Here is a 26097-nt window from a genome sequence, read left to right as displayed (position 1 = left end):
GAGGGGCCGGGTCATGAGGACGATCCGGCCGGTTGCTTCGCCTTCTTGACCGGGATCTGGACCTCCCAGAGACGCTGGGCCGCGGGCGTCATCGGGCCGTGGTAGCCCAATCGGCGAGGCGGGCCGTCCTCGACCCATTCGCCCTTGTGCGCATCGAGCCACTTTCGGAGCGCGGCCACGGCGTCACGCATCTGGTCGGCGCTCAGGTTGCCGCCCTGGAATCCAAGGCAGACGAAACTCTGGGCGGGATGGTCCACGACCTCGACCTTCGAGCCGTCGGGGCCGGATTTGCCCTGCCTGGGCGAGCGGTAGACAAATTCCATGGCGACCTCGCCGCGGGCCCCGGGCGTCTCGATCATTCGAGGCGTCCTGAAGGTGTTGATCACCGGGGCAGTCATCTCGACCTTGTTGCTCTGGATGTGGTTGAAGAGCGCGAAGAACATCAGGTCGCCCGACGAGACAGTGGCCCCGTCTGCCCTCGCGACCGCGCTGCGATACGCGGGATATTCCTTCACCTCGATCTTGCCCGGCTCGGTGGATCCGGGGAACCCTTCGGCCAATGGGGCGTCACCATCGGCCGGCCTGGGCTTGACCTTCGACGCCGCGGGCTTCGGGCCTTCGGTCTGGGCGGAAGCGGAGGCGGCGAGCAGGGCGAAAGGCAGGAGAAGGGCGAGATGGCTCATGTTCGACGGTCCTCGAGTTGATGGGTGAGGAGATACTAATGTAATACATGACCAAAAGTCTAAAGGCTCTCGTTGCATGGTGGATTGTGGTGAATCCCCGGCGTGGCTCCTTGCTGCGAGTTCGGCGACGCTCATTTCCATCCGAGTAGGCGGGGATCGACTCGACCAGGGTCGGACGACTCCCCGCCGGGTTCCCTGATCGACCTCCCTGGCAAGGGGAAGTCGATCAGGAAAGCTCAGCGGTCGCACCAGCTTTCGCCTACTCCTTGTGGGCGGGCGGAAGCAGGACGGTGTCGATGACATGGATGACGCCGTTGCTGGTCTCGATGTCGGTCTTGGTCACCTTGGCACACCCGACCGAGACGTGGCCGCCATCGACCTTGATGGCGACGGGGCTTCCCTGGACGGTCTTCACGTCCTTGCCGTCGAGCTTCACCACGTCCGCTGCCAGGACCTTGCCCGCGACGACGTGGTAGGCCAGGATTGCCTTCAGCTTGTCCTTGTTCTCGGGCTTGAGCAACTCCTCGACGGTCCCGCTGGGGAGCTTGGCGAACGCCTCGTCGGTCGGGGCGAACACGGTGAAGGGGCCGCTCCCCTTGAGAGTATCCACCAGGCCGGCGGCCTTCACGGCGGCGACCAGCGTCTTGAACCTGGCGTCGACCGCGGTGTCCACGATGTCCTTCTCGGCGGCGAAGACGGGGGCGGCCGAGGACAGCACGAAGATCATTCCGAGCAGCTTACGCATTGGTGTTCTCACCTGTCAGTTGAAGTTCATGAGGTCGTAACGGGACACGCTCTTGCGGAGCATCTCCAGGGCGGCGTTCTCGATCTGTCGGACGCGTTCCTTGGAAACGTCCAGGACCTTGCCGACCTGGCTGAGGGAAAGACGGGGGCTGCCTCCCAGCCCGAAGCGGTAGGATAGGACCTGCCGTTCGCGCGGGCGCAGCGAGACCATCCACTCGCCGACCGCAGCATCCAGATCGACGCCGTCGGCGAGATCCCCCTCGGGATCGCGCCTCGCGTCGGACGGGATGAGACCGATCTCGTCGAGCGAGACGGCCGGCCGGGTGGCCGAGCGGATCCGTCGCACGGACTCGGGCGCGACGTGTTGCCGGCCGGAGTGCGGCGCGTTTTCGCGATCCTGTTCCTCCTGATTCCGGGCGAGTTGACGAAGATGGCGCGGCGTCAGCCGGACGGGATACGCCCCCGCGGCTACGGCGCACTGGATCGCCTGGCGAATCCACCAGGTCGCGTACGTGGTCAGCTTCGTCTGATGTGACGGGTCGAATCGGTCGATCGCCTCGAGCAGGCCGCAGGACCCCTCCTGGAGGAGGTCGGTGTAGGCCACGCCTCGATTGACGTACCGCTTGGCGATGGAGGCCACCAACCGCATGTTGGCAAGGGTCAATTCGGCGCGAAGCTCGAAATAGCGTCGAAATACGGCCTCGAGCGGGCCTTCAACCGGGCCGTGTTTGGCGTGGTGCGCGACGATCCATCGGCTGACCGCCAGAGGGTCATCGGACTCCGCCGCGTCAGCCTCCGCGGAACCCCGAGCGAACGCCTCGGCCAGCTTCCGCTTGCAGTCGGCCAGCTCGTCGAGCAACCGACGCTCGCGGGTCGGGCCCAATGTCGAATTGGATACGTCCACCTTCACCGCGGCGTCCATGAAAGCACCTTCCGGCTATCCGGAGAAAGACCACGACCGCTCAGGACGGCCTCGGCGAGCATGGCGTTCCGTGGCGCCTGGGCCGCACCGACCGGCCCCCGTTGCACCGCCCCGACCAGCCCCGCGGAACCCACGTCGACCGACGTCAACGCGACACCCCGGCGCAGAAATCCGGAGGCGACACCGGATGGCCATCTGTCGGTATATCGTTCAAATCGTCCGATTAATCAATAGGCCAGTTGTCCTGGGGATGTCAAGGTTGAATCGATCTTTTTCTCGAGGTTGCTCGAGTCCATGGCCAATGTTCCGAGCGAACGGTGCACTTTATGCGCCTTTGGGATTTCGTGGAGACGCGGTTGAATTGACCACGGGGGATGTGTACACTCGTCATGGAACGTCCGAATCGTCCGCGAATCAAGGTCGAGTCGCTCGCATGCCGAACCTGCAGTACGTCAGCACGGCAGAAGTCGCCCGGGCGCTGGGCATCGGCGTCTCGACCGTCAAGCGATGGGTGGACGAGGGGATCTTGCCCGCTCACAAGACGGCCGGGGGGCACCGGAAGCTCCTGCTGGCGGACGTCCTGCGGCTGGTCAGGGAGGGCGACTTCCCTCAGCTTGATCTGAGCCCGCTTAGGCTGGTCGCCGAGACGCAGGGGAGCCTCGATCCGAAGGTACTCTCGCAACAACTATTGACCGCGCTCAAGCGAGGGGAAGGAGATGCGGTCCGTTCGCTCATCCACGGCGCTCATCAGTCGGGCGTCCCGATGGAGACCCTGGCCGACTTCGTGATCGCGCCGGCCATGAACCAGTTGGGCCAGGAATGGGAGGCCGGTCGGATCGAGGTGTTCCACGAGCATCGGAGCACTCAGCTCTGCATGTCGGTGCTCTACGAGCTCAAGGCCGTCCTGTTGGCGCGAGCGGATCGAGATCGCCCCCTGGCGGTTGGCGGGAGCCCGGAGCTGGATTATTACATGCTGGCGAACCTCCTGGCGGAGATGGTCCTGCTCGACGCTGGCTGGCGGGCGATCGACCTCGGCCCGCACACCCCAATCCGATCCTTCCGCCAGGCAATCTCGGAGCTTCATCCGCGACTCGTGTGGATCTCGGTGAGCCACCTGGCGGATCGTGAACGCTTCCTGGCTGAGTATCTCGAACTCTATCAGGAGGCCGAGCGGGCCGGCGTGGCGGTCGCGATCGGTGGCCGGGCCCTGAGCGACTCGCTCCGCTCCGCCATGCCCTACACGTGCTACGGCGACGGGCTGAGACATCTCGCGGCGTTCGCCCGCTCGCACCACGGCCCCGCCCGTCCGCCGCGGCGAGGCCGCCCCTCGCGAACGCCCTGACCTGGAGGCTGAACTCCGCCGACGCCCGCCGGGGGCATCTGGTCGCCACGACGATCTTTCGCGACCACGTCCCCGACCTCCCCTGAATTGGTCGCCCGTCCCCGGCGGGGCGGAGACGCCCTCTCCCGGTTCGTGTAGAGTGAAGCCCACTCGCTCGACCGTTCCCAGACAGGGAAGTGAATGTTCATGAATATGATGCAAAGGTGTTTGCTGTCTGCGTTCTCCGTCCTTCTGCCTTCCCTCCTCGTGCCGATGCTCTCCACGCCGGTCGGCGCTCAGGAAGAACCCCAGGCGGCGGTGGCCGGGGCCGTGGAGCGTGTCCGACAATTCATCCGCGCCGAGATGGAAGCGAAGCAGGTGCCGGGCCTCTCGATCGCGGTGGCGGATCGTGGCGGCATCCTCTGGGCCGAGGGGCTCGGGCTCGCGGTCCCCGCACGCAAGGCCCCGGCGACGGCGGAGACGATCTACCGCGTCGCGTCGGTCTCCAAGCCGTTCACGGCCGTGGCCCTGATGAGACGGGTCGAGCGGGGCGAGCTCGACCTGGACAAGCCGGTCACGATGTATCTCCCCGGCTTCCGGGTCGGTGGTCCGCCCGGGAAGCCGATCACGCTCCGCCATCTCCTCTCGCATCGTTCCGGGCTCCCCTGGGAACCGCCGCGCGGCGGCTATTTCATCGCGTCGCCACCGCCCCTCGACGAGATCGTGCGCAGCCTGGCTGACGCGGAGCCCACCTGCGAGCCGGGCACGCGTTACCGATATTCGAACGCGGGATTCACGGTGGCGGGCCAGGTCCTCGCCGGCAGGGCCGGACGGGGCTTCGCGGACGCCATGAAAGCCGGGGTACTCGATCCCCTCGAGCTCCGACATTCGACGTTCGACCCGATGGCCGTCGATCGCGCGATGCTCGCGACGGGGACGATGTGGACCCTGGACGGGCGGTCGTTCGATGCCCCGACGTTCCCGCTCGGCATCGCCCCGGCGGGCGGACTCTATTCGAGCGCGGGAGACCTGGCCCGGTTCGCGTCCGGATTGCTGCGGTGCTGGTCCGGGCGAGATGCATCGATCCTACGTCGTGAGACGCTCGAGGCGATGTGGACGCCGCAGTTCGTCCCGGCCGGAGAGGCGAAGGGCTACGGGCTGGGCTTCGCGATCGGCCAGCTCGACGGCCGGCGACGGATCGGTCACGGCGGAGCCCTGTATGGCTTCTCCACCGAGCTTGCCCTGGTCCCGGACCTGGACCTGGCGGTGGCGGTGAGCGCCAACATGGACCTGGTCGGCTCGGTATCCCGCCGCGTCGCGGATTTCGCCCTGACGGCCTTCGCCGCCGCCCGCGGAGGGGGGCCCATGCCGGAGGTGAGGACGACCGCCCCCTTGCCAACCGGCGTCGCTCGCCAGCTCGCGGGACGATACGAGGAGGCCGGTACGCGGCTGGATCTCAACGACCTGGACGGCGCACTCTTCGCCGACAGGGGCATCTTCCGCGTCGAGGTCCGTGCCGACGGGGACCGCCTTCGACTGGATGGTCGTCTCGGGTACGGCGACACGATCGAGCCGCTCGAAGGTGGCAAGCTGAGATGGAACGACCGGATCCTGACGCGGATTCCGGATCGCGAGCACCCCGCCGCCCCGGCGAGGTGGGACGGACTCATCGGCGAGTACGGCCCGGACGAGTTCACGCTCTACATACTCGAGAAGGATGCGTCGCTCCACGTGCTCATCGAGTGGTTCTACGATTGCCCCCTCTCGGAGATCCAGCCGACGATCTTCGCGTTCCCGGCCGATGGGCCCTATGGCGGAGAGAAGCTGGTCTTCACGATGGGCCCGAACGGACGCGCCACCTCGGTCCGGGCCGGCGGCTTCGACTTCGCGAGGCGACCCGTCGGGACGTCGTCCGGGACGTTCAGGATCCGTCCCGTCCGCCCGGTCCGCGAGCTCGAGGCGGAGGCGCTGAAAGCCTCGCCGCCCCACGAGGACCTCCCGGGCGACCCTCCTCCGCTCGTCGACCTCCGGTCGTTGGATCCGACGATCAAGCTCGACATCCGCTACGCGACGGCGAACAACTTCCTCGGCGAGCCCCTCTATCGATCGCCGCGGGCCTTCCTGAGGCGTCCTGCCGCCGAGTCGCTCGTGCGGGTTCAAGGGGCGCTCCGGCCCCTGGGTCTGGGCCTCCTCATCCACGACGCCTATCGGCCGTGGTACGTCACGCGAATCTTCTGGGACGCGACTCCCCTCGAGCAGCACGATTTCGTGGCCGATCCGTCGAAGGGCTCTCGCCACAACCGGGGCGCGGCGGTCGACCTGACGCTCTATGACCTGGCGACCGGCGAGCCGGTGGAGATGGTCAGCGGCTACGACGAGTTCTCCCCGAGGGCCTTCCCGGGCTATCCCGGCGGGACCACGCGCGGTCGCCGGCATCGTGACGTGCTGCGGCGGGCGATGGAAGACCAGGGCTTCCGCGTCTACCAGTTCGAATGGTGGCATTTCGACTACCAGGGATGGGAGAAGTTCCCGATCGCCAATCACACCTTCGAGGCGATCCCCGAGGCCCGGTAGCGCGTGGCTTGGCCGCCCGTCGCCATGCCGCCACATGCCTACCTGACGAGAATCGACGACGCCGGGACGGCACCGGCTGCCCATGTTACGAGTTGACACTCGCCAGGTGATGGGATACACGGGGAGACTTACGGTTCCGGACATCAATCACTCCAGCAGCCCGGAGCTGGATCTGGGAAGGGAATCCCAAGGATGGGGAATCGATCCGACCTTGACATGTCCATCGTGATCACGGCGCATCGAGAGGGAGGGCTTTCGCACCGCACCCTGCAGAGCGTACGCCGTTCGATGGCATTCGCGGCGGAGCGCGGGATGAGGGCCGAGGTCGTCGCGGTCCTGGACCGCCCCGATGCCGCGACGCGGTCCCTCTTCCGCGCCCAGGCCGACCTTGGTTGCTACGAGGTCGACTTCGGAGACAGCGGATTGGCACGCAACTTCGGCGTCCAGCAATCACGCGGCCGATACGTCAACTATCTCGACGGCGGCGATCTGTTGAGCCGCTCGTGGCTCTGGGAGGCGTTTGTCGCCGCCGAGTCGGCCAGCCACCGTACCGTCTGGACACCCCAGATCAGCCTGATCTTCGACCATGAGAACATCGTCTGGCGGCACCCGTCCTCCGACGATCCCGACTTCCGTCCCGAATCACTGATCTCCTCGCGTCGCTGGTTCTCCAGCCTCCTGGTTCCCCGCCGGATTGCGCTCGAATACCCTTTCATCGAGTGCGGCCCCGATTCCGGCTTTGGTTTGGAGGACTGGCACTGGCATTGCGAGCTGCTCGCCGACGGGATCTCGATCAGGGCGGTCGAGGGTACGACCTATTTCCATCGCCGTCGACCCGGCTCACATGCTGCGACTCAACTCCAGCGGCATGCGATCCATCGCCCCTCGCGGCTCTTCGATTTCTCGGGGATGAGGCGATTCGGCCTCCGGCCCGGCTTTCCCGCGATCGGGGCAGATCACGTCGTGAAGGATCCGTGGCTGATCGAAGCCTCTGGCCCGATCGAGCCGCCGATCGCCGGCCACCGTTCCCCGCTCAAGGTCGCCTACGCCTCCATCGTGAGGCCCTGCCTGCCGGCGGCCTTCGACGTCGCCTTGAAACGCCTCTATTTCGCGACTTTCCCGTCGGGTATCAGGCACTGGACCCGGAATCTTCGCGGGGCCGCATCGACCCTTGCTCGAGCCCTCGGCCGCCGTGCGGTCCGCGGTGTGAAGAGGGTCGCAAGGGCGCTGATCCCGGCTTCGATTCGGGCGGAAATTCGGGCCCTCCGCCACGGGACGGCGGCTCAACAGCCGACGAATCCGCATTCCCCGAATCCGGCCGACATCCTGCCAGGATGGTTGCTCGCGGACTGGAGGGACATTCACACGATCGAGCCGCAGCTCTTTCCCTCGAGTGATCAGCTCTCGCGGGCCCGACTGGCCCTCGAGGACGACCCGTCGCCTGTCGGGGCGGCCTATGTTGATGCCTGTTGCCGCATCGGAGAGCCCTGGCCAAGTCACGTTTTTCTCGTGCCATGGCTCACGACCGGCGGGTCGGACCTTACGGCCCTGAATTACGTCCACGCGCTTCACGCACAGGGGCAGGCGGACCGGATCGTCGTGCTGGCGACGGAAGACCGCGACTCAACCTGGACCCACCGCTTGCCCCCCGGGACGACTTTCTTACCGCTCGGGCAACTCTACCGACATTTGACGTTCAAAGAGCGGAAGGCGTTGCTTGTCCGCCTCCTGCTCCAGATGCGTCCTCGGATGATACACAACCTGAACTCGCTGGTCGGAAGCGAGGCGTTCGTGAGCCACGGCAAGGCCCTTGCAGCGGGATCCATCCTGCTGGGGCACCTCTTCTGCTACGACTTGACGCGCGAGGGGCAACGTGTGGGCTATCCGGTCGATCACGCCCCAAGGTACTTCGACTTCGTCTCGGCATTGATCAGCGACAACCGCACCCTCCTCGAGGAGATGCAGGAACTGTACGGGCTCGACCCGGCTCGCCTGGTGGCCCACTACCAGCCCGTCCTCCTGAAGGAACGGCGCGTGCCGCGAATTGCCGGCTCTCGCGGGCCGCTGAAGATCCTGTGGGCCGGGCGGCTCGACTACCAGAAGCGAGTCGACATCCTGAATGCGATCGCCGTCGCCTGTGCGGACGACGACTTCGAGATCCATGCCTACGGGAGTCATGTGCTCGACAGGGACACACCCTTGCCGCACGGCCCGCACCTGACCTTCCATGGGCCCTACGACGGTTTCGAGAGCCTGCCGGCACACGAGTTCGACGTCTTCCTGTACACGTCGCAATGGGATGGGCTGCCCAACGTCCTGCAGGAGGCGATGTCTCGCGGCCTGGTCGTGGTCGCGTCCGGCGCGGGCGGGGCCAAGGAACTGATCCGGACGGGCGAAACCGGCTATCTCATCGAGCCATTCGACAATGTCCCTGCGTTCGTCGAGGCAATCCGCTCGATCGATCGGGACCGGAGCGGTGCGGCGAGGATGGCGAGTCGAGGTTACCAGCGGTTGCTCGATCAGCACTCGCCCGAACGATTCGCGCGGGCGGTCGCGGAGACGCCCGGATATCGACCGACGGCTCCGCTCCGCAGGGACATCACCGCGGCCTGATGGGCGGACTCGCAGGGTCCGCGTCCCTGGAACTCGCGACGACTTCGCCGACGTCGTCCGGGATTCGAACGTGATCCCCGAGGCCCCCGGGCAAGCTCACGCGCGCCGGCTTGCCCGAGGGGTCGCTGCGTCGTGGGGCCGAGCATGAGGTCCTCTCAGATCGCTGAGCGGTTGCGGCAGGCCGTCCTTGGGGGCAGTTTGAGTCGAGACGACCGGACGGGCCCGACGGACGATCCTCTTCAACGACCGAGCGACGAGGAGGACGAGCTTCAGGCAAGCCTTCGCGACGCGGTGGACCGGGACGATTCGCTTCAGGAGGAGGTTGATGCGATCGGCGATCCGGTATCGCAGCGGCAGCTCGGCCGACTCGGCCCGGTCGGTGCTGGGCGGGGGCTCCAACGGAGTCAGCCCCCTCTTGAACTGTGCGAGCGCATAGACCACGACCTGGTGGACCGATTCGGGGAGGTTCTGGCAGTACGGGCGTAGCCCTCGCATGCTATTCAGATAATCCGATGATACTTTGATCAAGCTGTCCTTGCTCGAACGATAGAGGAAGAGCGCCTCGGGGACGACGTGCATGCGAAGCCCCTGGAAGATCGCGCGGGCGTAGAATTCCTTGTCCTCGTGATTGTGCCCCCAGTCCTCGGTGAGCCCGCCCAAGGCGAGGAAGGAATCGCGGCGCACCAGGGCATTCGTGTCCCCCAGGCAGTTGTACAGGGCGGCGACGGCCAGCGAGGGGCCCAGGAAGATGGTCAAGCCATCGGGATCCTGGCCGTCCCGAATCGGCTCGTCCGTCTCGATGATCTCCATGAAGCACGTGAGGATGTCGGCCCCCGTGCGATTGGCCACCTGGATGAATCGCGAGATCTCGTGCGGCTTGGCGACGTTGTCGTCGTCCATGAATAGCAGGTATTCCCCGGTTGCATGTCGCGCCGCGTTGTTCCTCGCCGCCCCCGGATAGAGGTTGTCCTGCCTCAGGACCTTCCAACCTCGGGCCGAGAATTGCGGCTCCAACGCGTCGACGTAGGCTGTCGCGGCCGGCTGCGTGCTGCCATCATCGACGAGGATCACCTCGTAGTTGGGATAGTCCTGCGCCTCCAGGGACTCGAGTGCGCGCCGCAGGTATTCCGGCCGGTTGAAATGCGTCAGGCAGACGGTGACACGAGGGCGGGCGGCCTCGGCGGGCGAGGCGTCGATCACCGGGGCCGGGCCCCTCGATCGGGCCAACTCATCGTGCCAGTCCAGCCATGCCTGGCGGTCGGCCTCCGCGTCCCAGGCCGATCGCGCCGGACGCGCCGGGACGCCAAGCGCCTTCTGCATTCGCAGGGCGAGGGCGGGTGGCCTGGGGAGGAAGAGTACCTCCGGATGATCGGCCACGTCCACCAGATCCGGGATGCCGCCGACTCCACTGGCCAGGAAGGGGATTCCGGCCGTCAGACAGTGGAGAACCTCCAACGGCGTGTTCCCCATCGAGAAGGGCAGGATGGCCAGCCGGCCCGGTCGGCTCAGGTAATTGGCGACCTGGTCATTGGCCAGGGTCGTGATCGCGCCCCAGGGGAAAGGCCAGAGGAGGGACCGTCTCCGGATATAGTCGAGGCCGGTCTGGCCCTCGATATGACCGTCCCCCCCCAGGAACGTCGCGCGGAACGGCCGCGAGGTGCCGGCCGCCAACCGGTCCAGCGCGTCGCAGAACAGGGCCAGCCCCGCGCCGTCCTCGAGCCGACCGTAGAAGACGAATTCCTCGACCGGCCGCCCGATGTCCGCGGCCGCCCGCGTCCCCCGCTCGCGAGCCGGTCCGGGCAAGGCCGAGGCGGGCAGCGGCATCGGCATGATCTTGCGGTCCGACGGCAAGTTCCAGCCCCTACCCGAGAGCCACTCCAGCATGTAGCGGCTCGAGCTGATCAGCACGTCCGCGAGAGCCACGCTCTGCCGCTCGAGGTAGTCCACCTCCAGGTCGACCACGTGGTCGATCAAATGATGGTTGCGCTCCTTGTTCCAGAGCGACGGCCCGTGCGTGCCGACGCACAGGGTCGCGCGGTCGAAGGCCAGGCCCTGCCGTTTCGCCAGCAGGCTGTAATAGCCGATGCCCCGCCATTCGTGGAAATGAACCAGGTCGAAATCATCATGCTCGCGCAACCACTTGTACGTCCAGTAGGACGTGCAGGTTTCATCAATGTAATGTTTGATCGTTGGTCCCGGCCTCGGCAGCGAGACGACCTTCACCCCCGTCTCGGCCCACCGGGCCGCGCGATCCTCGAGCGGCGTCGCCTCGCGCGGGGGGACGCCGGTGACCAGATAGGTCACCTCGTGGCCCGCCTCCCGCAACATCTCGGCCAGCTCCATGTACCGGCTCGAGATCGACCCATCCCGGACCGGACCCGGCAGGTCGTCGCACGCGATGCATACCCGCATCGGAGTACGGGACTCGCCCCCGCGTGCCGACCGGAGCACGCCGGCGACGAGATCGGACGACGAGAGAGCAACCGGATCATCACGAAACGTTGATGGCATCGACATTTCAGAATATTTCCTCGTCAGTGGAGCCCCGTTCTGACGATGCGGGTGAGGACGGCCTGCCGTCCTCGACAACGGACCTGATCGATGCCTCGTGAGCCGAGGAGGTCGTATGGAGTCGCGATTTGAGGGCGATCGGACGGACGCGACCTCCGGCGACGCGATGTTATATTCGGCGCCAAAAAGCAGTGCAAGATCAATTGGATTGGTCGCAAAATAGGGAACTTCGTCCGGGCCGGCGAGGTGAGGGTCGGAGGCAGCTAGCACGGGACGACGGTCGGGTGTTACGGCCTTTTCAGCCGATCTTTGCCTGACCGCTTGCAGCGACTCACGATCCGCATCCTACCTTCGACCACCTGCCTGGCCGAACCTTCGGGCGTGACGACGAAGGGGAGTCGCGAGCGATCGCGGCGATTCCGCCCCCGGTGCTCGTGCCGCCCGTCGACGTCGAACCCGGCAACGCGGTACGTCTCGGGGCGGGCCGATCAGGACGAGGCGGCGGATGTCGTGCCCGGGGCCTGGTCCATGCGTGCAGAGGACTCGCGCCCGGTGGCCTTTCGCGATCGGCGGACGCCAAGGGGGCCGGTGGCCTGCGGAGTGGAGGAACCACAGGCGAAGTCGGGTCGTGCACTCGGGATTGACTGCCCCAATCTCCCGTGTCATATTCCCGCCCAAGGCCGAGCCGACCCCATCCTGCGAACGCTCCTCTCGGCCGATCGACGACGAATCCGCACACGTCTACGATCCCCCAAGATGGCATCAACGGCCCCAGTTTGCGGAGACTCTTGCCCCCAAAGGACCTAGGGAGCTTGTCGAACATGGATTGGGACAGAGGCGAGTGGGGCGCGACGAAGGAGTCGGGGCAAGGGGATGGACCTGAGCGCGAGGGATTGCCGAGACCCGCGTCGGAGCGCGGCGGTTCGATGGACTCGATCGCGGACGATGCCGAGAGCCTTGAGGGCGGGAGAGCACCGATGCCGCATGATCCGGCGGAGCCGGGCCGGAAGATCGGAACCCTCGTGGAGTCAACTGGGAGCCCCAAGCCGGCGGGGCGGGACGGCGACCCGTGGCAGCAGGCTCGACGCCTCCGGGCCGAGAATTCCCGACTTCGGGCCGCGTATCGGTCGCTGCGGCTCCAGGAGCAAGCCCTTCGCGCCGAAGCGGCGTCGATGGAGCAACGGCTCGCGGCCCTGACGCCGGGTTCCCGCTCCCTGGTCGAACACGCCGGGGCGCATGAGGGCAGCCTCGGCTGGCTCCTCGTCCAGAAAGCGGGTGCCATCCGCCGGCGAATCTTCCGCGAGGGCCGGTTGTCCGGGCGCTGCTGGAGATTGCTGTCGCGTTTCGCGACGACCTTGATCGTCGCCGGGCCGAGAGTGGCGGTCCGGAAGGCGGTCCGGAAGATCCGCGCCAAGCTCACCGGGGCTCGCCCCTCGCCGGAGGGACCAGCCGGCGAAGCCACCCCCGTGGGGGTGGCCCCGACCTGCTTGCGCGGTGAGTTGCTGGAATTGCCCTGGCGATATCTGGGAGACGCGGTCCCGGAGACCGATCGCAGCGGCGGCCATTTCAAGGTGCTGCTGGTCTCGCATGAGGCCACCAGGACCGGCGCGCCACTCTGCCTGCTGGAACTCGCCGAGAAGCTCTCTAAGATGCCGGATGTCGAATGCCGGGTCGTCCTGAAGCAGGGCGGCGAGCTCGCCGACGCCTTCGCGCGAATCGCGCCCACGCTGGATCTCGCCGCCCTGGGCGTGGCGGGGCATGGCATGCCTCAGATGGCTCGGACCATCGCGGACCGATTCCGCGGCTATTCCAGTCGCGGGATGGCAATCTGCAACACGGCCGCGGTCGGTGAATTCCATGCGGCCTTCGAGGCGCAGAAGATCCCCGTCCTGTCCTGGGTCCACGAGCTTCCCGTCTGGATTGCTCATCTCGGCGGACGGGCGATCACCGACCAGATCTGCTCGGCATCGCGCCGAATCGTGGTCCCGGCCGACGCGGTGCGCAATGCCCTGATCGACACCTATGACGTCAGCCCAGACAGCCTGCGTACTCTGCATTACGGCCTGGAGCCCAGGACACAAGGGCTGGATGCATTTCGCTCGCAGATACGGACGCAAGTGCGACGAGAGCTGGGCATTCCGGAAGACGCTCCGATCGTCCTGGGATGCGGGACGGCCGACTTCCGAAAGGGGGCCGAGCTGTTCGCCCAGGTCTGCCGCCTGGTCCAGAGAGGCGGTGGCGCGGGAACGCCGGCGTCGAAGGCCTGGTTTGTCTGGGTCGGGGCCTTCAATCACACCTATACCGAGGAATGGCTGCTTCACGACTCCCGCCAGGGAGCTCCCGAGGGGCGGTTGGTCTTCACCGGCCCGCGGGAGGACACGGTCCCGTACTTCCTGGCGGCGGACCTGTTCGCCCTGACCTCGCGCGAGGATCCCTGCCCGTTCGTCAACCTGGAGGCGATGGAAAGCAGCCTGCCGGTCGTGGCGTTCGCGGATTCCGGCGGCGCCCCCGAGGTGCTGAAGGATGCCGGCCTCTGCGTGCCCTATCTCGACGTCATCGCCATGGCGGACTCGGTCCGGGAGCTCCTGGATGATCCGACCCGGCGAGCGGCCATGGGCCGGGAAGGGCGTGCCACCATCCGGGATCGCTTCACCTGGGATCGCTTCATGGGCGAGCTCGTCGACATCCTCCGCGACGATTTCGGCTACCATCCCCGCGTGCCGCTCAGGGTCTCGGTCGTCGTCCCCAACTTCCGCCACGCCCGATACCTCGAGCAGCGACTTCGAAGCATCTTCAATCAGACTGTCTTACCGCATGAGATTATTTTCCTAGATAACGCGTCTCCGGATGACAGCGTGGAGGTGGCCCGCCGGCTCTCCCGCGAGTCGCCCGTGCCCATGAAGATCCTCGTCAACGAGACGAACAACGGGAGCACGTTCCGCCAGTGGATGAAGGGGCTGGCCGAGGCGTCGGGGGACCTGGTCTGGATCGCCGAGGCGGACGACGCCTGCGATCCGCGGCTCCTGGAGCGGCTGGTCCCCGAGTTCTACGATCCGGATGTGTCGCTGGCCTACGCCCAGTCGGCGATCATCGGTGCCGACGGCGAGTTGCTGTCGGCCGATTTCCTGGCGCATACCGACGACCTCTCGCGAGAGCGGTGGCTCTCGCCCTTCTCATCGGCCGGCCACGATGAGGTCGAGCGGTCGCTGATCCATAAGAACACCATCCCGAACGCCAGCGGCGTCGTATTTCGCCGCCCTCCGGGCCGTCCCGAGTTCGCGAACGAGCTGGAGGCGATGCGGTTCGCCGGAGACTGGCTCTTCTACGCGATGCAATTGCGAGCCGGGAAGATCTCGTACGCGCCCGAGATCCTGAACCTGTTCCGCCGCCATCCTTCGACCAATACGCACCAGGTGGTACGCGAGGACACGTATGTGGAGGAGACGCTGTACGTCAAGGCGCGGATCATGGAGACATTCCGCGTCTCGCTGAATTCGATCGCCTCCACCCTCGGTCGCTCCGTCGTCGAGTACGATGAGCTGACCCGGCGGTTCAACCTGGACCGGCCCGCCTTCACGGCCAATCCCCGGGCGCAAGCGGCCCTGGGGCGGATCCGCGAACACCTTCGCTCGCGCCACGAGGAGGGCGGCCGAACCGGGCCGGGGATCCTGCTCGTCGCCGACGACCTGGGGCAGTCGGACGAGCCGTCCGTGGCGATCCGGCTCGCCAACGCTCTCTCGACGAGCCATCGCGTCTTCCTCTGCGTCGTTCAACCCCGTGATGACGATCCCGAGACGGCGTACCTGGTGAACGACGACGTGGTCCTCCTGGAGGGGACACTCGGCCGGTCGCCCACGACGCTCCCGGTCGAGCCGCGGGGCTCGGTCGGCCTCTCCGGCCAGCCCGGCCGCAGCAGGATCTTGAGGGAGCTCATCCGGATTCACGAGATCGACGTCATCCATTCGCTGTCGAGGACCGCCGATCGACTTGTCCTTGATATCGTGGAAGGCCTGGACATGCCGTGGCTCAGCCACCTCGACGGTGCGGCCGGAGACGCTGACCCATCCATCCTGTTGGGTGCGATCCGATCGGCGGCGGGTGTTTTCCACGAGACCCCACTCGATCACGCCCTGACGCGCCAATCCTCGCATCGGGCCGGGCCACGTCTCATCCCGTTGCCGGCCCGGATCGATATTCCGTCGATGGTGTCGATCTGCTCGAAGGCGTATCTGCAGGCGTGCGAGGACGGCCGGCGGCGCCGGGAGACGACTGCTCGGGCGAACCGGGTCGCATAAGCCTGGTCACCTCCGGCGGCGAGGAAGTTGTGGTCAGCAAGCTGCGCCGTCAGTCCCCGGAGTGATTGGCCCGGGTGCACGATCGAGCCGGCTCGCGCCGTCGCGCATCGCCCCGGCCGGCTCGCACCGGCTTGCGAATCCCACCGGTGCGGCCACCACGGACGTTCCGCCGCCGGAGTCGCAGTCCGCCGCTCGAGAAGTTCGGAGCGTCGCCGCTCCGGCGGCGACTTACATCGGGGACCGGGGCGTCGTATCTTGAGGGACGAGCCGGGGCCGGCGGGAGCCTTCGGCCCGTGGACTCATTCCCCCCCCCTTCCCGCCTCCATGGCGGAGTCCTCATCGATGAAGACCTCGAGCGCCCATCCCGGTGGCGCCCACTCGCGCCGCGACTTCCTCACGACGACCACGGCCGGGCTGGCCGGTGCCGCGGCGACGGCCATGGCCGTGCCCATGGTCCACGCCGGATCGGGCGACGACGCCCGGACGACCGAGATCCGGATCGGGTTGATCGGCTGCGGAGGCCGCGGCACCGGGGCGGTGCTCAACGCGCTGGGGGCGGCCACGAAGGTGATCTACCCGTCGGCCGGCTATCACACCGAGGATGCGGCCGAGGGGGCGAAGGTCTCGCAGTCGCACGTCAAGGTCGTGGCCCTGGCCGACCTCTTCGAAGACCGGCTCGAGAAGGCCCGCGGCGAGCTCGCCAAGGTCGGGGTCGACGTCGGGCGAGACCGCTGCTTCACCGGATTCGAGGGCTACAAGAAGCTCCTCGAGGTCCCCGAGGTGAACTACGTCATCCAGGCCACGCCGCCGCACTTCCGCCCCGCGCACCTGATGGCGGCGGTCGAGGCCGGCAAGAACGTCTTCATCGAGAAGCCCGCCGCCGTGGACGTCCCCGGCGTCCACCTCCTGATCGAGGCGGGCGAGCTCGCCGCGAAGAAGAACCTGGGCATCGTCGCCGGCACCCAGCGGCGGCATCAGAAGAGCTACATCGAGACGATCAAGCGGATCCGCGACGGCGCCATCGGCGACATCGTCTACGCCAAGGCGTACTGGAACGGCGGCCAGATCTGGGTCGTCGACAGGGAGTCGTCGATGTCGGACCTGGAGTGGCAGGTCAGGAACTGGAATTACTTCACCTGGCTGTCCGGCGATCACATCGTCGAGCAGCACGTGCACAACCTCGACGTGATGAACTGGGCCATCGGGGCGCATCCGGTGAAGGCGGTCTCCGCGCTCGGCGGCCGGCAGGCGCGTCAGGGGGAGCGGCAGGGGCACATTTATGACCACTTCGCCGTCGAGTTCGAGTACCCCGGCGGCGTCACGGTCTTCAGCCAGTGCCGCCAGATCAGCAACTGCGACAACCTCGTCGGCGAGTCGGTCGTCGGCACCAAGGGGACGAGCAACTGCTCGGACCGGATCGAGACCAAGGACAGGTCGGGCCGCTGGCGGTATCGCGGGCCGTCGCCCAACCCGTACGACCAGGAGCACCAGGACCTGATCGCCAGCATCCTCGCCGGCAAGCCCATCAACGAGGCCAGGGCCATCGCGGAGTCCACGCTCACCGGCATCCTCGGCCGCGAGGCGGCCTACAGCGGCCGGGCGATCACCTGGGAGGAAGCCCTCCGCTCCCGGACCAGGCTGGGGCCGGCCGAGTACCGATTCGGGCCCGAGCCGTTCCCGCCGGTCGCCGTCCCGGGACAGTACAAGTTTACCTGACGCCGGGCTCGTGCCCCGAGAATGGGAGGATAGCAAGATGGGAACAGACGATGGCGCATGCACGGGGCCGGGATGCTGCGGCAGCCGCCGCGAGTTCCTCCAGGTCGTCGGCCTGGGGGGGCTCGCGGCCGTCGGGACGGGGGCCGCGAACGTGGCACGCGCGATGGCCGGCCCGTTCGAGGCCGATGACTTCGCCAAGCTCATCCCCCGGGACAAGAAGCTCTCCCCGGAGTGGGTGAAGTCGCTGTTCACGCGGGGCGAACCGCAGGTCTACAAGGGGGACGACCTCGCCCGGATCGGGATGCCCGTCGGTGGCCTCTGCGCGGGGCAGCTCTACCTGGGCGGGGACGGCCGGCTCTGGCACTGGGATATCTTCAACCACGTCTTCACGACGGGCTCGGAGCATTACGAGCATCCGATGCCCGCGCGATCGCCGCTCGATCAGGGGTTCGCGATCCGGGTCACGACGCAGGCCGGGACCGAGACGCGTACGCTCGATGGCGAGGGATTCGGCGACGTGAAATTCCGGGGCGAGTACCCGATCGGCCTCGTCGAGTACCGCGACGAGAAGGCGCCGGTCCGGGCCTCGCTGCGGGCCTTCTCGCCGTTCATCCCCCTGAACACGGCGGATTCGAGCTTGCCGGCGACGGTCCTCGAGTTCACCGTCGCGAACACGTCCCCGACCGGCATCGAGGTCGAGATCGGCGGTTGGCTCGAGAATGCCGTCGCGCTCGAGACGGGAGAGGCCCCGGACGGGCGGAGGCGGAATCGGATCGTCCGCGAGGACGGGCTCCTCGCGCTCGTCTGCGAGGCGGAGCCCGCGGCCGAGCCGATCCGTCGAGAAGCGCGGCCGGCGATCATCCTGGCCGATTTCGAGGGCGGCACCTACGGTTCGTGGAAGGCCACGGGCCCTGCACTCGGCTCGGCGCCGAGCACGGGGGCGCCGACGGCCGAGCAGCATCTCTCGGGGTTCCTCGGCAAGGGGCTCGTGAACACCTGGGTCAAGGACGACGGTCCGAAGGGGAGACTCGTCTCGCCCCCCTTCCCGATCGACCGCGATCACGTCAACTTCCTGATCGGCGGCGGCAACCACCCGGGAGAGACCTGCATCAACCTGAAGGTCGGCGGCAAGGTCGTCCGGACGGCGACGGGCCGGGACACGGACGCCATGGCCTGGACGACCTGGGACGTCCGCGTCCTGGCCGGCAAGCAGGCCGTGCTCGAGATCGTGGACGAGCACTCCGGCGGCTGGGGCCACATCGACATCGACCAGATTGAGCTGTCCGACGTGCCGAGGGTGCCGAGGGCCCCGCTCGCGAAGCGGCCGGATTTCGGCACCATGTGCCTGGTGCTCCTCGAGGCACTGCCCGAGGACCGGGCGATGCCCGCGATCACGGCCGGCCCCGCCAGCGACGCCCTGTTCGCCGGCCCGCCTCCCGCGTCCGCCCCCATCGGCCGCAAGCTCGTCGGGGCCGTCGCCCGATCGTGGAAACTCGCCCCGGGCGAGGAGGCCCGCGTGCGGTTCGCGATCACCTGGCACTTCCCCAACCTGTCGCTGCCGGGCACTCGCCTGCCGGCCGATCTCGGGCGGCATTACGCCACGCGATTCGCCTCGGCCCTCGACGTCGCGCGGTTCCTCCAGAAGGACCTGACGCGGCTCGTGGCGGAGACGACGCTTTGGCATGACACCTGGTACGATTCGACGCTCCCCTACTGGTTCCTCGACCGGACGTTCGCCAACACGTCGATCCTGGCCACCTCGACGAGCCACCGCTTCCGCGACGGTCGCTTCTACGGCTGGGAGGGCGTTGGCTGCTGCGCGGGGACGTGCACCCACGTCTGGCACTACGCGCAGGCCGTCGCCCGGCTCTTTCCCGAGCTCGAACGGATCCTCCGCGAATGCGTGGACTACGCGGACGGGATCGGCTTCGACCCGAAGACTGGCGCGATCAGCCACCGTGCCGAGGAGCCGGTCGGCCCGGCGGTGGACGGTCAGGCGGGGAACATCCTGCGGACGTACCGCGAGCATCAGATGTCGGCGGATTCCGCGTTCCTGAAGCGGCTCTGGCCGCGGGTGAAGACGTCGCTCGAGTACCTGATGGCGGAGGACCGCAACGCCGACGGCCTGCTCGAGGGGGCCCAGCACAATACCCTGGACGCCCAGTGGTTCGGCCTGGTGCCCTGGTTGAGCTCGCTCTACATCGCGGCCCTGGCCGCGGGCGAGGCGATGGCCGGGGAGCTCGGCGACGATCGCTTCGCGGCCCGCTGTCGGGCGCTCCGCGAGCGGGGGGCCGGCAACCTCGTGGCTACGACGTGGAATGAGCGGTACGGCTACTTCATCCAGCGCGCCGACCCCGCGCACGCGAAGGCCGTGGGCTCGTACGACGGCTGCGAGATCGACCAGGTCTTCGGCCAGCACTGGGCGTTCCAGGTGGGCCTGGGGCGGATCCTCGACGCCGACCGCGTCCGGCGGGCGCTGCGGTCGCTCTGGACGTACAACTTCACGCCCGACGTCGGGCCGTATCGCGCGGTCAACAAGCCGGGCCGCTGGTACGCGATGCCCGGGGAGGCCGGCCTCCTGATGGTCACCTTCCCTAACGGCAACCGGCCGGGGATCGACGACCCGACCGGCGGCTGGTCGACGATGTATTTCAATGAATGTATGAACGGATTCGAGTACCAGGCCGCCGGCCACATGATCTGGGAGGGCATGGTGGAGGAGGGGCTGGCGATCGCCCGGGCGATCCACGACCGCTACGACGCCTCGCGGCGGAACCCGTGGAACGAGGTCGAGTGCGGCGACCACTACGCGCGGTCGATGGCGAGCTACGGCGTCTACCTGGCGGCCTGCGGCTTCGAGTACCACGGGCCGAAGGGATCCCTCGCCTTCGCACCGCGCCTGACGCCCGGCGACTTTCGCGCGGCGTTCACCGGGGCCGAGGGCTGGGGCACCTATTCGCAGCGAGTCGCCGGAGATGGCTTCACGGCGTCGATCCGCGTCCGCTGGGGCCGGCTCGGGCTCGAGGAGCTGAAGCTCGTCCCGGGCCGCAAGCAGGCCCCCGCGAGGGTCAGCGTTGACGTGAACGGCGTGCCCGTTGATGGTGTGACCACCCGGTGGGAGCCCGAGGCCTCGGCCGTCCGGGTGATCCTGCCCGCACGGCGAATGATCGAGGCGGGTGGCGTGCTCAACGTGACCCTGACGTGAGAGGTGCGGCGGAGCCGGAGACGGGGGCGGGCCGTGGCAGGCGTGCCAGCGCCTGCTGGGCCTCGGAATCGAGGGGGCTGGCGGCGATGACCAGCGAGTACCAGCCGCGTGCCTCATCGGTCAGGCCGGCGGCCTCGCAGGCCCTGGCGACGGGAAGGAGGTCGGCGGGGCGGCTCACCTGCTCCGGCGATCGGATCTTCATCACCAGGCCGAAGACGTCATTGAGCCGCCGGACCCGGTCGAGGTATCGCGTCGCGGCGGCCTCGTCGGCTTTCAGGCGACACGCCTGGGCCAGCTCCATGGGCGAGATGCGGTCGTAGGGCTCGGCGGTCAGCGCGGTGGTGAAGCAGCGGATAGCCGTGTCCACGTCCCGCCGTTTCATGGCGAGCTGACCGCGCATCCGGGCGATCCGCGGGTGATCCTCGGGGGCGTTGACGAGCAGGGCCAGAGCCCGGTCCAGGTCTCCCTTGTTGAGCGCCAGCGCGATCCGGACCGCGAGCGCATCCGGATCGTCGGCCGGCAGGCCCTGGACGGCCTTCTCGACCTGGCCCTCTCGGCCGGGCTGGTCGATGAGGTACTCGCAAAGGGCCAGCCGGCTGGCGCGGTCGGAGGGATCGGCGTCGATGTAGCCCTGGAGCTCGTCGGCGATCTCGGGACGCCAGGTCGTGTAGTGGGTGAGGGCCCAGGCGAAGAGGTCATGGTGGGTCAACGGTGTGAGGGCGGCCAGGGCTCGGAACTGGGCGTCGACCTCGTTGCGGCGGAGCTGGATGCCGTAGATGTACACCAGTTCCTTGCGGGCCTCGACCTGACGCGGATCGATGCGAAGGGCGTGCAGGAAGCTGGCCTCGGCGTCCCTGAGCCGCTTCTCCTGGCGAGAGAGCCGGCCTTCGAGCAACCGGGCCTGGGCGGCGAGCGGTTGATCGTCGGCGATCCGGGCGAGCGCGTCGCGGCCGGCCCGGGGATGATCCTCGGCGAGCGCGAGCTGGGCCTCGAGCATCAGGTCGCGGGGCGTGGGCTGGCGGAGATGCCGGAGCCGATCGAGCCCCTTGCGAGCTTCGGCATGATGGCCGGAGAGGAAGGCGCGCTCGGACTGGGCCCAGAGCCTGTCGGGATCCGGAGCCGGGCGGAGGAGCCGGTAGCCAGTCAGAGCCACGCCGAGGATGGGAAGCAGGGCGAGTGCGACGACCGGGACGAGGCGGGGCCGCGGCGGAGATTCCCTGTCTGCGAGGGGCATCCTGGCGCTCCTACGGGACTTCAGTGCCCCTTCTTCTTCGTCTTGGCCATCTTCGAGAGGTCATAGGTGACGTTCTTGGCGCCGGCCCCCATGAGGTCGAAGTTGATCTCGTTGTCGCCGGACTGGACGACGGTGCCCTCCTTCATGAGCCCGACGCCGCGGTTCTTGGTGGCGACCTCGCCGCCGAACGTGACGACGTTGTCGCCCGTGTAGGTCTTGACCGTGTACTTGCCGTCGGGCCCGATCGGGGCCGTCCGGGCGGGCACGATCCGGGCGTAATTGCTCGGGTTGAAGTGGATCTCCCCGCCGGTGGCCGGCGTCCCCTTCACGGTGACGACGCCGGAGACGGTCGCCTCGGTGAGCGAGGTATCGGTGGATGGCTTGCCGTCGCCGCAGCCGGGCAGAATCAGCGCCGGCAGGGCGAGAATGGCGGCGAGGGCGAGATGCCCCTTCGATCTCCTCATCGTCAGCCTCTTTCTAATCTGCGGGCCGGAAACGGGGCCAACCCGATCCGCCTCGGAGGGCGAGGCGGATCGGGCGAGAATCCCACGTGGAGCTCGACTCAATAGGCATCCGCGGAGATCACCTCGCCGCCGGCGCGCGAACCGAGCCCCCACCAGGTCGACTTGTCGATCGAGGACTTGATGGCCTTGACCGAGCCGTCGCAGAAGAGCACGTTCACGATGCCGGGGTGACGACTGCTGGCGACATGGGCGATCTGGAGGCCATTTCGACAGCTCCAGGTGTTGGGGGGCATGACGTGGACGTAGCGTGAGGCGGCGGGGATGCCCATCGCCCAGAGCGATCCGGAGATATTGTCGTCGTTGCCGACGGCCATGTCATTGTTGGAGGGGCCCGGCTTCGGCGGCGTCTGGAAGCAGACCTGATAGAAGGCCTGCGGGCTGCCCTCCAGGCTGTTGTCTACGGCGGTCGGCACGGCCAGCGATGCAGACGGCTTGGACCCGTCGAACGGGGCGCTCGCCTCGCTGATGTTCGATCCGATGGCCTTGACCCGCTCGCTAAAGGCGGCTGTGTTGCTCAGACCGTCGGTGATCGACGCCATAGAAATGGAGCTTCCGCCATAGGTACCCCCGCCGAGATGGTAAGGATCGGAAGAGAAGATGAACGGTCCCGCGGACGGTCCGTTCCAGGCGGGGGTGCCGGCATTTCCACCGTAACACGAGTTCGGCGCTGAGCCGGAATTGGCCATGTAATTATTGTGGCCGAAGGCACCCGTGAGACGATCGTCGTCAGAAGGGCAGAGGAATGCGGCGACTTTCGCGTAAGTCACAGTCGTATTGTAGGGTGCCCCGGCCACCCAGTCGGGGGTGAAGGTGGGATAGCCGTCCCCGAAATTGATCGCGTTGTACAACGGACCCTGCTCGATGTAGGGGAGCAGCAGGGTGTGGGCCGACCACTCGTTCCACCACGGGCCGTCGCCCCAGGGGACGGCGTTGGTGGAGCTGTGGTAGTTGTGGATCGCCAGGCCGATCTGCTTGAGGTTGTTCACGCACTGAGCCCGGCGAGCGGCCTCGCGGGCGGACTGGACGGCGGGGAGGAGCAGGGCGATCAGGACGGCGATGATCGCGATCACCACCAGGAGCTCGATCAGCGTGAAGCCGCGGCGTTGGTCTCGTACCATGGGGCGGATCCTTGAATGAGAACGATCAGGACATGAGGTCATCAGGCCGGGACCGATCCATCATGAACCGGTGGCGGCCACGAGCGGGAGAGCTTGATCGGCGGGGAGGGCGGCGATTCTCACAAGGATTCAGCCGGCCTCGTCGTGGATTCACCCGAAAAACCGGACGGACGGGTATTTCGTCCTGGCGTGGAGCGACGGCCTGGCGGGATCATTCATCCATGAGAGAATCGGTCGGCCGCCCCGGATTTCGGATGACAATCGCCGAAGGCCGGCTGAATCCGTAAGGCGGGGTATGCGTTCACGGGCCGATCGGGCCGAGATCCCGGAGCGAGCGATGGGGAACGGGGAGAAGGAAGCCGAGTTCTCGGAGCGGCTCCTCCGGCATCAGGTGCAGCTCTTCGGTTTCATCTATTCGCTCGTCCGCGACATGGATGACGCCGACGACCTCTACCAGCAGACGTGCCTGGCGCTCTGGAAGAAGATCGACCAGTACGACCCTTCGCGGAGCTTCGTGGCCTGGGCGTTCGGGATCGCCCGCTTCGAGGTCTCCAACTTCCTCCGCTCCCGGAGCCGATCGAAGCTCTACTTCAGCGACGAGCTCAACCTGATGCTGGCCGAGGCGCACGGTGAGATCGACCTGGGGGACGTGGAGCGGCGGCTCGAGACGATGAACGAGTGCATCAACAAGCTCCGGCGCCGCGATCAGGACCTGCTCGACGCCTGCTACCGGCGATCGATGCGGGTCGCCGAGGTCGCGCAGTCGTGGGGGCGGTCGTCGCAGAGCATCCACAACTCGCTGAAGCGGCTCCGGCAAGCGATCCAGGAGTGCGTGCGGCGAAGCCTCTCCCGGGAAGGTCTCGCATGAGTGACGACGCAACCGCAGACGGATCGTCGCGGCTCCAGGACCTCATCGCCGTCTACTGCGACGGCCTCATCGAGGACGAGGAGCTCCGGGAGCTCGAGGCGCTCCTGCGGGAGAGCCAGGCGGCCCGCATCGAGTTCGTGAGGACCTTCCACGAGCACACCGAGCTCGCCTTCGCCGTCCGCTCGCGGCGGGCCACCGACGAGGTGCTCGAGAGCGTCCTGGCGGGACGGGCGTTTCCCGATGCCCGGACGGAGTCGGCCCGCGGCGACGGTCCGGCCGGGGAGGGGACACGTTGGAGCCGGACGCTCGTGAGGGCGGGGATCGCCGCGGCCCTCGTCCTGCTGGGCGGGACGGCGGTCCTGCTCCTGCGGGGCGGGCGCGAGCCGGCCGGCGGCGCGGCGGCCACGGGCCGGAAGTCGGCCCTCCTGCCCGACGGCAACGTGGCCTGGCTCCGCAACGCCCAGGATTGCGTCTGGTCCGGGGCCGAGGCCGAGATGCCGGGCCGCGACATGAGGTCCGGAAAGACGCTCCGGCTGCGATCCGGCCTCGCCGAGATCGAGTTCGAACAGGGGGCCCGGGTCCTCCTCCAGGGCCCGGCCGAGATCGTGCTCCTGGGGGGCAGCTCCGCCCGGCTGGTCCGGGGCGCCCTCACGGCCCGCGTCCCCGAGCCCGCCAGGGGGTTCACGATTTTCTCCCCGGGCGGCCGGGTCATCGACCTGGGAACCGAATTCGGCCTGGCCGTCGAGGAGGACGGCGCGACCACGGTCCGCGTCTTCAAGGGGGCCGTCGAGGCGTCCCCGCTCGACGCCGCGGAGTGGCCGAGTAACACCCTCACGCTCCACGACGATCAGGCCGCGCGGCTCGACGGGTCGCGAGCGACGCCGACATCGGCCGCGACCGCGGAGGCCCTTCGCTTCATCCGCACCATCATCCCCGCGTCGGTGGTGGTCCCCCGGTCCGTCAGCCTCGATTTCTCGAAGCCGTTGCCGGGCTCGCTCGCCGACCGGGCCGGCGAGGGAGTCGGCCTGACCGACCGCCTGCCGGGCACGGGGACCGAGCTCCCGCCCCGCGATCCCAACCTCCAACTCGACTCGGCCACCCACACGCTGCGCCTCACCACCACCAAGAGCGACCTGAACACGCAGGTCGGGATGCCCTCCGGCGAGTACCTGGGCTTCCGGCTCGCCGACCTGGGCCATTCCGGCAAGGAAGACTTCGAGGTCAGCGCCACCTTCACTCAGATCCCGGGCCTCAACCAGGTCGGCCAGTTCGGCCTCTATGCCGGCAAGGACAGCAAGGCGAGCATCCGCGGCGGCCTGATCAGCCGGCAGGAGCAGGACCGGTACAACCTCTTCCTCGTGAACAACAAGGACGGCATCGACCAGGACCTCAACGAGGTCGGGCTCATGACGCGCGGCCAGGATCTTCGGGTGACCCTGCGGCGCGTCGGCGGGCGGTACTCGCTCCTGGTTGAGAACCTCACCCGCGGTTCGTCCAATACCCTCACGATCAAGCACCCGGATTTCCTCGATCCGGCGACCGACGTTCACGTGGGCGTCTTCGGGGCCAACACGCAGAGCGAGATATCCCGGACGCTGACCGTCAAGGAGCTGAAGGCCACCGTCTGGACGCGGCCGATGGAGGATCGTGCGGCGGCTGGCTCCGCCTCTCCCCCCCGGTGATGGCCGGCCGCGTCCGGCGACCGGGCGAGCCGTAGCCTGGAATGCTCCCGCCGCGTCTGCGAAGATGGATGGCGCTTTCCCTCCCTC

Annotated in this window: 15 protein-coding genes; 8 read left to right on the top strand and 7 right to left on the bottom strand. The window is 67.7% G+C overall.

The features are described 5' to 3' along the window. Positions 1-11: 11 nt before the first annotated feature. The 3 genes from G6O54_RS03605 to G6O54_RS03595 form a co-directional block, all read right to left on the bottom strand. The gene (locus G6O54_RS03605; RefSeq protein ID WP_165220221.1) at positions 12-683 is read right to left on the bottom strand and encodes a heme-binding protein; all 672 of its coding nucleotides are present in this window, start codon (positions 681-683) and stop codon (positions 12-14) included. Between the two features lie 259 nt (positions 684-942). Continuing rightward, complete coding sequence (locus G6O54_RS03600; protein ID WP_165220219.1) at positions 943-1428, bottom strand: fasciclin domain-containing protein; 486 nt, start codon at positions 1426-1428, stop codon at positions 943-945. 15 nt (positions 1429-1443) lie between these two features. Beyond that, positions 1444-2349 carry a sigma-70 family RNA polymerase sigma factor gene (locus G6O54_RS03595; protein ID WP_165220217.1) on the bottom strand — a complete coding sequence of 302 codons (906 nt, stop codon included), beginning with the start codon at positions 2347-2349 and terminating at the stop codon, positions 1444-1446. A gap of 433 nt (positions 2350-2782) precedes the next feature. Here G6O54_RS03595 and G6O54_RS03590 point away from each other — a divergent pair, with 433 nt between their 5' ends. From G6O54_RS03590 to G6O54_RS03580, 3 genes are all read left to right on the top strand, one after another. Beyond that, the gene (locus G6O54_RS03590; protein WP_165220215.1) at positions 2783-3691 is read left to right on the top strand and encodes a B12-binding domain-containing protein; all 909 of its coding nucleotides are present in this window, start codon (positions 2783-2785) and stop codon (positions 3689-3691) included. Between the two features lie 186 nt (positions 3692-3877). Further along, positions 3878-6244: a serine hydrolase gene (locus G6O54_RS03585; protein ID WP_165220213.1), complete on the top strand. Its 2367-nt coding sequence runs from the start codon at positions 3878-3880 to the stop codon at positions 6242-6244. A gap of 288 nt (positions 6245-6532) precedes the next feature. After that, a complete protein-coding gene (locus tag G6O54_RS03580; RefSeq protein ID WP_165220211.1) occupies positions 6533-8857 on the top strand; it encodes a glycosyltransferase family 4 protein in 2325 nt (774 codons plus the stop codon). Positions 8858-8953: 96 nt separating this feature from the next. Here G6O54_RS03580 and G6O54_RS03575 read toward each other — a convergent pair whose 3' ends face one another. Continuing rightward, entirely contained in the window at positions 8954-11269 is a 2316-nt protein-coding gene (locus G6O54_RS03575; protein ID WP_165220209.1) for a glycosyltransferase, read from the bottom strand. 1076 nt (positions 11270-12345) lie between these two features. Between G6O54_RS03575 and G6O54_RS03570 the strand changes: the two genes are divergently transcribed. The 3 genes from G6O54_RS03570 (at position 12346) to G6O54_RS03560 (ending at position 20584) form a co-directional block, all read left to right on the top strand. Further along, positions 12346-15663 carry a glycosyltransferase gene (locus G6O54_RS03570; protein ID WP_165220207.1) on the top strand — a complete coding sequence of 1106 codons (3318 nt, stop codon included), beginning with the start codon at positions 12346-12348 and terminating at the stop codon, positions 15661-15663. 342 nt (positions 15664-16005) lie between these two features. After that, positions 16006-17379, top strand: a complete 1374-nt coding sequence (locus G6O54_RS03565; RefSeq protein ID WP_165220205.1) for a Gfo/Idh/MocA family protein — start codon at positions 16006-16008, stop codon at positions 17377-17379. A 37-nt stretch (positions 17380-17416) separates the two neighbouring features. Beyond that, a complete protein-coding gene (locus G6O54_RS03560; RefSeq protein WP_165220203.1) occupies positions 17417-20584 on the top strand; it encodes a GH116 family glycosyl-hydrolase in 3168 nt (1055 codons plus the stop codon). On the opposite strand, the gene G6O54_RS03555 is transcribed toward G6O54_RS03560, so the two are convergent. From G6O54_RS03555 to G6O54_RS03545, 3 genes are all read right to left on the bottom strand, one after another. Further along, positions 20565-21818 carry a tetratricopeptide repeat protein gene (locus tag G6O54_RS03555; protein ID WP_165220201.1) on the bottom strand — a complete coding sequence of 418 codons (1254 nt, stop codon included), beginning with the start codon at positions 21816-21818 and terminating at the stop codon, positions 20565-20567. The two genes, G6O54_RS03560 and G6O54_RS03555, sit on opposite strands and share 20 nt — an antisense overlap. Before the next feature lie 20 nt (positions 21819-21838). Beyond that, positions 21839-22282 (bottom strand): hypothetical protein, encoded by a 444-nt coding sequence (locus G6O54_RS03550; RefSeq protein ID WP_165220199.1) that lies wholly within the window; start codon positions 22280-22282, stop codon positions 21839-21841. Between the two features lie 98 nt (positions 22283-22380). Continuing rightward, positions 22381-23460, bottom strand: coding sequence for a DUF1559 family PulG-like putative transporter (locus tag G6O54_RS03545; protein WP_165220197.1), 1080 nt, complete (start codon positions 23458-23460; stop codon positions 22381-22383). Between the two features lie 337 nt (positions 23461-23797). Between G6O54_RS03545 and G6O54_RS03540 the strand changes: the two genes are divergently transcribed. Both G6O54_RS03540 and G6O54_RS03535 read left to right on the top strand, forming a co-directional pair. Then, on the top strand, positions 23798-24328 hold the full coding sequence (locus G6O54_RS03540) for a sigma-70 family RNA polymerase sigma factor (protein WP_165220195.1): 531 nt from the start codon (positions 23798-23800) through the stop codon (positions 24326-24328). Then, on the top strand, positions 24325-26010 hold the full coding sequence (locus tag G6O54_RS03535; protein ID WP_165220193.1) for a FecR domain-containing protein: 1686 nt from the start codon (positions 24325-24327) through the stop codon (positions 26008-26010). The genes G6O54_RS03540 and G6O54_RS03535 overlap by 4 nt, the downstream gene beginning before the upstream one ends. The last annotated feature ends 87 nt before the right edge of the window (positions 26011-26097 follow it).

This window comes from Aquisphaera insulae, assembly GCF_011064615.1.
Classification (GTDB): Bacteria; Planctomycetota; Planctomycetia; order Isosphaerales; family Isosphaeraceae; genus Aquisphaera; species Aquisphaera insulae.
Note: the sequence above shows the minus strand (reverse complement) of the source record. Positions and strands in the feature narration are given on the sequence as shown.